This window comes from Lysinibacillus sp. ZYM-1, from assembly GCF_001308875.1.
Classification (GTDB): domain Bacteria; phylum Bacillota; class Bacilli; order Bacillales_A; family Planococcaceae; genus Lysinibacillus.
The window spans coordinates 128,927-140,267 of sequence record NZ_KQ465115.1 but is presented as its reverse complement, the minus strand read 5'-3'; the positions used below and the strand labels follow the sequence as shown (position 1 = coordinate 140,267).

At 37.6% G+C, this 11,341-nt stretch carries 9 protein-coding genes; 7 read left to right on the top strand and 2 right to left on the bottom strand.

Annotation, left to right across the window (positions count from 1 at the left end; all coding sequences use genetic code 11):
- Positions 1-13: 13 nt before the first annotated feature.
- Positions 14-1,768, bottom strand: coding sequence for an ABC transporter ATP-binding protein (locus AO843_RS10350; protein ID WP_054611044.1), 1,755 nt, complete (start codon positions 1,766-1,768; stop codon positions 14-16).
- 143 nt (positions 1,769-1,911) lie between these two features.
- Positions 1,912-3,630, bottom strand: a complete 1,719-nt coding sequence (locus tag AO843_RS10345; protein ID WP_054611043.1) for a PucR family transcriptional regulator — start codon at positions 3,628-3,630, stop codon at positions 1,912-1,914.
- A gap of 218 nt (positions 3,631-3,848) precedes the next feature.
- Here AO843_RS10345 and AO843_RS10340 point away from each other — a divergent pair, with 218 nt between their 5' ends.
- From AO843_RS10340 to AO843_RS10310, 7 genes are read left to right on the top strand one after another with little or no spacing between them, the layout of a single operon-like run.
- The gene (locus tag AO843_RS10340; protein ID WP_054611042.1) at positions 3,849-4,457 is read left to right on the top strand and encodes an ankyrin repeat domain-containing protein; all 609 of its coding nucleotides are present in this window, start codon (positions 3,849-3,851) and stop codon (positions 4,455-4,457) included.
- 31 nt (positions 4,458-4,488) lie between these two features.
- Positions 4,489-5,367: an oxamate carbamoyltransferase subunit AllH family protein gene (locus tag AO843_RS10335; RefSeq protein WP_054611041.1), complete on the top strand. Its 879-nt coding sequence runs from the start codon at positions 4,489-4,491 to the stop codon at positions 5,365-5,367.
- A gap of 2 nt (positions 5,368-5,369) precedes the next feature.
- Positions 5,370-6,923, top strand: coding sequence for an acyl-CoA synthetase FdrA (gene fdrA, locus AO843_RS10330; protein WP_054611040.1), 1,554 nt, complete (start codon positions 5,370-5,372; stop codon positions 6,921-6,923).
- The gene (locus AO843_RS10325; RefSeq protein WP_054611039.1) at positions 6,916-8,343 is read left to right on the top strand and encodes a YlbE family protein; all 1,428 of its coding nucleotides are present in this window, start codon (positions 6,916-6,918) and stop codon (positions 8,341-8,343) included. The genes fdrA and AO843_RS10325 overlap by 8 nt, the downstream gene beginning before the upstream one ends.
- 31 nt (positions 8,344-8,374) lie before the next feature.
- Positions 8,375-9,853, top strand: a complete 1,479-nt coding sequence (locus tag AO843_RS10320; protein WP_054611038.1) for a cytosine permease — start codon at positions 8,375-8,377, stop codon at positions 9,851-9,853.
- 2 nt (positions 9,854-9,855) lie between these two features.
- Positions 9,856-10,806, top strand: coding sequence for a carbamate kinase (gene arcC / locus AO843_RS10315; RefSeq protein WP_054611037.1), 951 nt, complete (start codon positions 9,856-9,858; stop codon positions 10,804-10,806).
- Between the two features lie 18 nt (positions 10,807-10,824).
- Entirely contained in the window at positions 10,825-11,283 is a 459-nt protein-coding gene (locus AO843_RS10310; protein WP_054611036.1) for a nucleoside deaminase, read from the top strand.
- The last annotated feature ends 58 nt before the right edge of the window (positions 11,284-11,341 follow it).

The following is an 11,341-nucleotide window of genomic DNA, read 5'->3' as shown; positions in this document are numbered from 1 at the left end:
ACAAATCCCTTCGTTAGTTCTCTTTAATTCGTAATTGCTGCATCGCAAACTCGCGATACATGGCATGTGTCTCAAAGAGAGTTTCATGTGTGCCACAACCTGTAATATGTCCTTTTTCTACAAATAGTATTTGGTCGGCATCTACTACCGTTGATAGGCGGTGAGCGATCACTAATGTTGTGCGACCTTGCATTAAATTATCTAATGCTTTTTGTACATAAATTTCTGATTTACTATCTAAACTCGATGTGGCTTCATCCAACATTAAAATTTGTGGGTTCCGTAATAACGCTCTTGCGATGGAGATACGCTGACGTTGCCCCCCTGAAAGCTTGATGCCTCTTTCGCCTACTTCAGTGTCAAACTTATCTGGAAGATCGTTAATAAATTGATCAGCATAAGCCATTTTAGCCACTCTTTCCAGCTCATCATCCTGCACTTCACGGTCAACACCATAGCAAATATTTTCTCGAATCGTTCCTGAAAGCAGGGCACTTTCTTGAGCCACATAGCCGATTTGACTACGCCAAGAGTGAAGAGAAAATGTCTCGATTGGTGTTTCGCCTAGTGTAATACTACCGCTAGTTGGTTGGTAGTAACGTTCTAACAGAGAGAATGTGGTCGTTTTACCGCCACCACTTGGACCTACAATGGCAGTTACTTTGCCTGGCTCTATTGTGAAGTTAATATCTGATAAAATCGGTTCTTCGCCATATGAAAAGTCAACATTTTTGACATAAATCGGTTGATCTATTTTTTCAACAATTAAGCCTTCTTCAATATGCTCCTCTTCGTGTTCAAGTAATGCACTAATACGTTCAGTGGCACCCATTGCTTTTTGAAGTTGAGTAAAGAACATTGTCAATTGTGTCATCGGCATGATGATTTGGATTAAATATAAAATAAATGCCACCATATCGCCAGCAGTCAGTTCACCAGAGGAAACGCGAACACCACCATAGCCAATAATAGTTACCAGAACTGACATGAGAACGAATGAAATTAATGGTGAAATAAGCGCGTGGATTTTTGCTTCTTTTAAGCCAAAGGTAAAGAGATTCGTAATGCCCTTTTTCCCACGCTCATATTCAATTTGCTCCGCATTAGAAGCCTTTACTAAGCGCGTTTCAGGTAAAACCTGGTTTAATACCGAAGTAAACTTAGCTGTTTCGTCTTGCATACCCTTAGAAATCACAAACATGCGTTTTCCAAGCAGCATTAAGATAACCATCGCTAATGGAACAGCGATTAACATCACCAACGTCATTTTCCAATCTAAAAATAAGAGAATGATGATGGAACCGATGATAGAAATAACACCCGATAAACAGTTTGCTAGATGCTCTGTGATGAGCTCCTTCACGACTGCTGTGTCATTTGTTACACGACTCAATGTTTCACCAGTATCGTTTTCATCATAATAGGGGATTGGTAAATGTAGAAGCTTGCGCCAAAGTTGGTCCCGTAATTTTGCCACAACATGGTGACCAACACGATTTAAATAATAGATAGATAATCCACTAGCAATAGCTTGAGCGATAAAAGCAATACCAAGCAAAATGATTTGCCAATAATTAAGCGATTCTAATGAAAAGCCGTCCACTAATTGTTTTGTAAATAATGGGACGATAAAACCCACGCCCGTAGTTGCTAAACTCATAATTAAAGCGATCACTAGGAGCCAAATAGGGGGTTCAGCTTGTTTTACTAATTGTATAAAACGTCGCCAATCTGGTTTTTTAGTAGTTTCTTTTGATGTCTTTTGCAAAAAAATAAGCCTCCTTCATTGTTGTCAAACAACGTATGTCGTTCCTATGGCTTTTACTATAGCATGCGTTTATGAACTGAATATGAAATGAATGGACATGAAATAAAAGGTGATGCGCAAGCTATCATCACCTTCTAAATATGTTAGTCTGCAAACTCATCGTGGTATAAAGTTTTACCGAGTAATCGATAAATTCTTAAGGCTAATTGAATTTGTAAGAGTTCTTCATAGCTTTTTAAATCGGTCTTTAATATCTCTTTAATTTTTTCGATACGGTAAATTAATGTGTTGCGATGAATAAACATTTCTTTAGCGGTTTCACTAATGTTCATATGATTAATAAAATAATTTTCTAATGTAAGAAGATAGCTTGTCCCATGTAAAAGATCATGCTCAAAGACAGCCCCTAAACTTTCTAGGAAAAAGTCCTTTAATTGAACTTCATTAATATTTGAATCCAAAAAGTGATAGATAGAGTGATCCGCGAAATGAGCCACTGCTCCACGTTCTTCGAATCGGTGCATCAGACGAAGTGCTTCGTGTGCCTCTGCAAAGCTCTTATGAACGTATCGAATATGTTTATATTCTTTTCCAATACCAATTAAGAATGAAGTTTCTGCTTGATGCTGAACTAATAATTGCAGGATATCCTCAGCGTATTGTTTTGTTTCATTGATGGTCATATCTTGCTTGCTTTCTTGTTGTCCCACCAATACGATAATTTGATGGTTTCGATAAAGGCATGTAATTTCACCATTGATGGTACTTGAGTGTTTATAAATTAAGTTCATACATTTTTTTGCAATATTATCGGATTCGTACTTTCGAGAAATTAAATCATGATGGTCATGCAGATTTTCTCGGATGATTGAGATCACGATGCAATAATATTTGTAATTGATATTTAAGCCATGGAGATCACAAAGTGTTTGGAGCGTCTCGCTAGATGTGATTTTTCCAGTCAATAAATCATCAAAAAATTCTTGTTTAATTTTTAGTCGCACGTCCTCAATTTCTTTCTGTTTAATCCTCTCTAATGCCACAATCGTGGAGGCTTGCTCCAGAACAATGTAATCAAATTCATTTAGATCACGAACGGTTTGCCAAATCACTATATAGCCATATATATAATTGGCTACTGCTACAGGAAGAATTCTACATTTTACAGCTAGATCTTCTAGATGATAATTTCTTGTAATGGATTTTTGCATTTCATTCAGGTCCTTAGGAATGGAATCGATAAACTCCTTTGAAAAAGTAGGACGATTTTTTTTCAGGTTGATGCCATAGGCAAGTGGCACTGGATTGGCATCGAGATCAGTAAAATGCAGTAAATTCCAATCTTGATCTAAAAAGATAATAGGATTATTAATGGTTTCAGCTAACTTAGAGGAAATGGATTCAATGCCTCCTCCTTCTAGCGCTACCTGAAACAATGTATTGTGCATATCCAACGACTTTCGATTTAATAAATCATAGCGACCCGATGCCTTTTCATTGATGATCGAAATGACCTTAGACAAGGTGTAGTTATAAGGTAACTCCAATAATGGCAATCCATATTGATTGGCAATATCGATCATGTTTTGAGGCGTTTTTTGTAAATACCGTCTCATTTTAATAACGAGGCCAGCACAATTGATTTTAGAAATTTCTTGAATAATTCTATTTTGTAGCTCTTCATCATCTTGGAAGATATAACCGGTTGTTAATAATAATTCATTCGGTGTCAGCCAATCAAATGCATCGGGATTTTCGATAATATTCACAAGTGCGATTTCATTGTGAATGCCTTGCTCTCCCGCAACAATTTTAATTCCCTCCAACGCTTTTATTTCCAATATATCTTTAATTGTTAGCAAATGATTTCACTCCTTTGCCATAATCTTATCACAAAACATTGTACATATTGCCCAAATCATCTGCATTCTTTTTGGTTTTGCTAAACAATGATATAAACCGCACAAGGTAATAAAATAAAGCATGTAAGACGGGAATGTGAGAATACTAACATTCTCGCGGTTCATTTCCCTTTAGATGAAATGAACAATAGGTCGGGAAAATGGAGGTATGAAAGAAAGTGGAAGATACAACTAACGTCTCAGAATTTTTAGCTGCTGCTGAAGCAGGAAATATCGATACTTTGCAAAGTTATTTACAACAAGGTGTAGATATTAATGTTCGCAATAAGCAAAAGCGTACAGCAATTTTACTTGCTGCCATGAACGATCAATTAGAAACAGTGAAATTTCTAATACAAGAAGGGGCGGATATTAACCTCCAAGATCAAATTTGTTTAAATCCATTTTTATATGGATGTATTAACGGGAAATTAGAACTTGTGAAAATAATGCTCCAAGCAAACACCGATTTAGATCGTCTAACACGTTTTGGTGGTGTGGGTGTGCATCCAGCAAGTGAGAAGGGATTTGTTGAGGTAGTTCGTGAACTTGTAACGACTACAGATATTAATGTCAACCATACGAATATTTGTGGTTGGACACCATTAATTGAAGCAATCCTTTTAAATGATGGTGGCGAAAAGCAACAAGAGATTGTTCGTTTACTAGTAGAACATGGTGCAGATACACAATTAGTGGATCAATATGGCGTGACACCATTAGCAATCGCTAGAGAAAAAGGATTTACTGAAATTGAAAAAATTCTACTAGAAGCAGGGGCAAAATAGTAGTACTCCTACGACTTAAAGAGGTGTACATATGATACACGCTAAATCTGGTGATAACTATTTCCTTCAGCAATTAGTTGACACGGAGTTTACGGGGACGGTTCATAGTGTTTTTAAACATGCATTAAACATTCGCAGTGTAGCAGATGGTGAGATTTTTACACTTGCAACGACTGCTATGGATAATGCGCCGAATACGCTTGTCATCGATCTCGATATTTTAGACAACTTGCACATTAAACAAAATGACAGTGTAAGGATGAAACGTGACCAGCTATTAATAGAAGATAAATTACAAATAGCGATTGAAACAGCCACTTGTTGGCAGTGTCATTTACCTATTTACCCATCAGACACAACAAAGTTAAAAAATAATGTAGTCCAAGTGAAACGATTTATTGATTTATATGGAAAAAGTGGAGGAATGAAACGTAGCGATTCCCCAGTTAGTGAGTTTGAGGCAGAAACATCGAGATTGCTAAAGCAGCGCACAACTTTACTCCATGATGGTCTTTGCAATCGTCGTTTAGACAGCTTTCAGCAATATGCACTTGATTTAGTAGGCTTGGGACCAGGGCTAACGCCATCAGGGGATGACTTTTTAGTTGGATTATTCACCATTATCCGTTTAGAAGGCAGTCCATGTTCGATTTATCAGCCATTGTGTGAAAGCGTCATCAAAATGATGAAGCCTTTAACGAATGATATTAGCTATACAACATTGAAAAAGGCCGCATATGGACAAGTTAGGGAATCTATTCATTCGCTTGTATGTGCAATGCTATCTGGTACAGAAACGGAATCGATTCAGGCACTGAAAAAGGTGCTAGCAATTGGCTCTTCATCAGGGACAGATATCGCCTTAGGGCTTATAAGTGGCTTAGAAGCCAATATAAAATTAGGAGGATAAAAATGAGTATTAAAGTTGTAATTAAGCGAAACACATATTTTGATTCAGTATCATTGATGTCACTATCAACAAAAGCGAATCAAATTGAAGGCGTTGAGCAAGCAATTATTGGTATGGGTACAGAAATGAATAAAGGAGTCATTCGCAACGTTGGTTTGATGACGCCAGAAGTGGAGGAAGCAACAGCTGGTGACTTAATGATTATTGTAAAAACTGCTAATGCGGATGAAACGGAAAGCGCTTACTTAGCGGTTGAAGAATTATTAACAAATAAAAATTCAGCACAAGCAAAAAGTGATATTAAATACGCAACGATTGATTCAGCTGCACAAGGTATTCCTGATGCAAACTTTGCTGTAATTTCTGTGAACGGTGCTTTTGCTGTTCGCGAAGCACGCAAAGCTCTTGAAAATGACTTACACGTTATGTTATTCAGCGATAATGTAAGCGTTGAAGACGAAGTGGAATTAAAAACATTAGCACATAACAAAGGCTTATTAATGATGGGGCCAGACTGTGGTACAGCAATCATTGGTAATACAGGACTTTGTTTTGCAAACGCTGTAAGAAAAGGCAGTATCGGTATTGTTGCAGCATCTGGTACTGGTAGCCAAGAAGTAAGTGTTCGTGTTCATGATTTCGGTGGAGGGATTACTCAACTAATCGGTACTGGTGGTCGTGATTTAAGTAAAGAAGTAGGCGGCATTATGATGCTTGATGGCATCAAAGCCCTTGATGCAGATGAAGCGACAAAAGTAATCGTTCTAGTATCGAAGCCACCTGAAGCTAGCGTGGAGAAAAAAGTGCTAGCACAAATTAAAGAGTGCAGCAAACCTGTTGTTGTTTACTTTATCGGTGGTAATGAAGAGGCAGTAGTGGCAGCTGGTGGACAGTTTGCTAAAACGTCTAAAGAAGCGGCATTAAAAGCGGTATTACTAGCAGGTATTGATGATGCAGGCATTAACAAACGTGCACTTAACCTGCCATTAATTGAAGAGGTTCGTGCGAAATTGTCGCCAGAGCAAAAATATATTCGTGGCTTATTCTGTGGCGGAACACTTTGTGATGAATCTATGTATCTAGCTATGGAAAAATTCAATAACGTTTATAGTAATATTCAAAAAAATCCTGATTTCTTATTAAAAAATATCAATGTGAGCCAAGAACATACTTTCATTGACTTCGGTGATGATGACTTTACAAATGGTAAACCACACCCAATGATTGACCCATCTTCTCGTATTGAGCGTTTCTTACAAGAAGCAAAAGATCCATCTGTTGGTGTCATTGTGATGGACTTTGTTTTAGGCTTCGGCTCACATGAAGATCCAGTTGGTGTTATGCTTCCAGCTATTATTGAGGCTAAACAATTAGCAGAAAAAGAAGGCCGACACTTAGAGATTATTGGTTATGTGCTAGGAACAGATATAGATAAACCAAATCTAGAAGATCAAGTGAAAAAATTAATCGACGCAGGTGTGACACATGCAAGCAGCAGTACGAATGCGGGCTTACTTGCTAGAGAAATGGTTTTGAAAGGAGATCATCATGAGTAAGATTAATGAACTTTTTACAAGTAAAATTAACGTAATTAACGTAGGTATTGAACTTTTTAAAGATGATATTTTAGCACAAAATGCAAGTGCTACACACCTAGAGTGGTCACCACCAGGTGGAGGTAAACCGGAAATTATTGCAGCACTAAACAAAATCGACAAAGCTGAACTAGCGGAAAAAATTGAAGCAGCGAACCGTCTTGCCGTTGAAAAAATTGTAAACTCTCAACCAGTACTAATTGGTTTTGACCAAGCGATTAATGTAGTACCAGGCATGACGAAGAAAACAATTTTACATGCTGGCCCACCAATTACATGGGAAAACATGAATGGCCCTATGAAAGGTGCCGTTATGGGGGCTCTAGTATTCGAAGGATTAGCAAAGGACCTGGAGGAAGCAGCGGAAGTTGCAGCATCTGGAGAAATTACATTCGCACCATGTCATGAACATAATTCTGTTGGATCTATGGCTGGTGTAACATCTGCCTCTATGTTTGTACACATTGTTGAAAATAAAACATACGGCAATCGTGCGTTTACAAACTTAAGTGAGCAAATGGCAAAAGTTTTACGTATGGGTGCGAACGATGACAGTGTTATTGATCGTTTAGTATGGATGCGTGATGTATTAGGACCAATTTTACGTGACGCTATGCAGCTAAATAAAGAGGGCATTGACCTTCGTTTAATGCTTGCACAAGCACTTCATATGGGTGATGAGTGTCATAACCGTAACAATGCAGGTACGGCCTTATTCATTCAATCTTTAACACCTTATATTTTAGAAACAAATTACCCTGTTGAACAAAAACGTGAAGTATTTGACTTCGTTGCAAGCAGTGAGTACTTCTCAGGTCCTACATGGATGGCTTGTTGTAAATGTGCATTAGATGCTGCACACGGTATCGAGCACAGTACAGTTGTGACAACAATGGCACGTAACGGTGTAGAATTTGGTGTTCGTATTAGTGGTATGGCAGGTAACACATGGTTCACAGGTCCTGCACAGCAAGTTATCGGACCGATGTTTGCTGGATATAAACCAGAAGATTCAGGTCTTGATATTGGGGATAGTGCTATTACTGAAACATATGGTATCGGTGGTTTCGCTATGGCTACTGCACCAGCAATCGTTGCCTTAGTAGGTGGAACAGTGGATGAAGCAATTGGTTATTCACGTCAAATGAAAGAAATTACTACAACTGAAAACCAAAACATTACTATTCCATTATTAAACTTCATGGGAATTGCTACTGGTATTGATATTCGTAAAGTAATTCAAACTGGTATTCTTCCAATCATCAATACAGCGATCGCACACAAAGAAGCAGGTATTGGTATGATTGGTGCTGGTATTACTCACCCTCCAATGGAAGCTTTTGAAAAAGCATTAATCACAATTAGTGAGAAGTGGGCTTAAGCCCACTTCCTATAAGTAGGAGGAGCTTTAGATGGAACATGCAAAAATTGAACAGTCCTATCAAGACTATAGAGCACTAGGCTATTCGGAAGAACTATTACCAAAAGGTCCTCAGGAAAGAGACTGGGGGATCTTTAATTACATCACAGTTTGGATGGGCGCAGTTCACAATATTATGTCTTATATGACAGTTGCAGGATTTTTTGTCTTAGGATTATCTGTCAATCAAGTTTTCTTAGCCATCATGCTATCAGCAGTGATAGTTTCTGCAGGCTACGCCTTAAATGGATATTCTGCCTCTAAATATGGTATTCCATTCGCTATATTACTTAGAGATGCATTCGGCGTAAAGGGTTCCATTATTCCAGCATTATGTCGTGGATTAGTTGCTGGGGTTGTTTTCTTTGGTACAACCACTGTGGTGGGCGCACAATCATTAAATGTGTTATTTGCTAGATTCATTCCGAACTATATGTCTATTGGTGGAGACTTCTCTCTTTTTGGCTTAGATGTTCCGACAATGATCTCTTATCTTATTTTATGGGTAGTTACAGTTTTACTATTCTTGGGCGGCATGGATATGCTCACTGTTTTTGGTAAATATTCATCACCGATCGTTTATATCTTCATCATTGGAGCAGCGATTTGGGCAATCAATATAGCTGGTGGTATAGGGCCAATTTTAGATTATGCACCTGCCACAAAAATGGAAAGTCCACTAGTATTTATTGCTTGTGTCAGCGCATTGGTATCCAATTGGGCTGGACCAATCGTTAATATTGCAGACTTTACAAATAGAGCTAAATCACCAAAAGCTATGATTTACGGTTTATCCATTGGTATGATCGGTTCTTATCTACTGTTTGCAATTACATGTATTAGTTTAATAGCTGGGACAGAAATTGCTTTCGGACAACCAATTTTTAATATTGTTGATGCTATTGATAAAATCCAAAATCCATTTTCTGTTATTGTGTTAATTTTAGCTTTAAATGTAGGGGCAACAGCCTTTGTAGTATTCGGTAATTTATTACCATCTGGATTACAAATGACAACGCTATTCCCTAAAGTATTTACAGTAAAAACAGCAGGAATTTTAACAGCCATTATTGGAACATTGATTTTGCCTTGGAAACTAGTATCTAGTACAGAAACACTATTTTTCTTCTATAGTTTTATAGGCTCTATGTTTGGTCCAATAGCAGGTATTATGTTGTCTAGTTTTTATATCGAGCGTAAACGTCGCATCGAGTTATCAACGATTTATGTGGAAGAAGGAAACAATGGGGCTTATAAATCTGGCTATAACATCGTAGCATGTGTCGTTCTGTTGATTAGTTTTATGTTACCAATGTCAGGTGCTTTCCTTAAGAGTGTGCCTTTCCTAGTGAAGTTAAACGACTTTGCCTTCTTTAGCGGACTAATCGTATCGTTCATTTTATATACGGTGTTTTATCGATTGAATCACCAAAAAATTCAAAATAATGCGGAAAGTAAAGTAGGGGTGTAGTTGTGAGTAAATTAGTAATTGTAGCTATCGGAGGCAACTCGTTGGTAAAAGATAGCGGAAGTGAATCTATTCAAAGTCAGCAGGAAGCGGTTGCTCAAACTGTCGAACATATTGCAGATATGATTCAAGAAGGTTATAAGGTGGTTGTCACGCATGGTAATGGTCCTCAGGTAGGCTTTACACTACAAAGAAGTGAAATTGCTAATGAGATATCTGGCATGCCAGCAGTACCTTTAGTGAACTGTGTTGCTGATACACAGGGTGGTATTGGCTATTTAATTCAACAAGCATTAATTAATGAACTGGCGAAACGTCAAGTTGATAAAAAAGTAGTAAGTGTTATTACACAAGTGGAAATCAATGAAAATGATCCAAACTTTGTCAATCCTACTAAGCCAGTGGGTTCATTCTTTACGAAAGAGCAAGCTGATGCTATGTTAGTTGAACATCCAGATTGGAAAATGGTAGAAGATTCTGGTCGTGGTTATCGTCGCGTGGTGCCTTCACCAAAACCAATTGATATTGTAGAAAAAGATGCAATTAAATCTCTTATTGACAATGATTATATAGTCATTGCAGTAGGCGGAGGCGGCATCCCTGTTATTAAAAAAGAAAATAATATCTATGAAGGCGTAGATGCTGTTATCGACAAAGACTTTGCAACAAGTCTGTTAGCAGCTCAAGTAAATGCTGATTCATTAATTATTACAACGGGCGTTCCTCGTGTATTTATTAACTTTGGAAAACCTGAACAACAAGCACTTGAAGAAATTACGATTGCAGAAACAAAGAAACATGTTCTAGACAATCAGTTCCCACCAGGAAGTATGCTACCAAAAATTGAAGCAAGTTTGAGCTTTTTAGAAAATGGTGGTCACCGAGTGATTATTACAAATCCTGAGAGTTTAAAAGAGGCAATCAATAATCAAGCAGGAACTCATATTATTCAATAACATAGGGGGAATCACTGTATGGATTATATTCAATTAGCAGTTGATAAAACAAAAGATGGTATCAATCAAAATATTGGTGGACCATTTGGTGCAACAATTGTAAGAGGAGACGAAATCATCGCTGTTGTAGGAAATACAATGATGCGTGATACAGATATAACTGCACATGCAGAAATAGTGGCCATTCGTGAGGCTTCTAAAAAGCTTGGCACAATGGATTTATCAGATTGTGTGATCTATGCTACATGTGAACCATGTCCAATGTGTGTTTCGGCAATTATTTGGTCAGGTATTAAAGAAGTGCACTATTGCAATACAGCAGAAGATGCTCATGTACATGGTTTCTCTGATATGCATATTCGTGATTACTTAACAGGTAAAGATACGAGTGTTCTGAACATGCAAAAAATTGAAACTAGAGAAGAATGTGATGCATTGTTCAACCATTTCAATGACAAAATGGCTAATAGTAAATAATAATCTGTTATCTAGATTAGAGTAGTGATGCACTACTTAAGTCTTTCCAGCGTCAATT

Excerpts from the sequence above, each read along its gene's own strand:
- AO843_RS10335 (WP_054611041.1), top strand. The coding sequence starts at position 4,489 with ATGATACACGCTAAATCTGGTGATAACTATTTCCTTCAGCAATTAGTT.
- fdrA (WP_054611040.1), top strand. The coding sequence starts at position 5,370 with ATGAGTATTAAAGTTGTAATTAAGCGAAACACATATTTTGATTCAGTA.
- AO843_RS10325 (WP_054611039.1), top strand. The coding sequence starts at position 6,916 with ATGAGTAAGATTAATGAACTTTTTACAAGTAAAATTAACGTAATTAAC.
- AO843_RS10320 (WP_054611038.1), top strand. The coding sequence starts at position 8,375 with ATGGAACATGCAAAAATTGAACAGTCCTATCAAGACTATAGAGCACTA.
- AO843_RS10310 (WP_054611036.1), top strand. The coding sequence starts at position 10,825 with ATGGATTATATTCAATTAGCAGTTGATAAAACAAAAGATGGTATCAAT.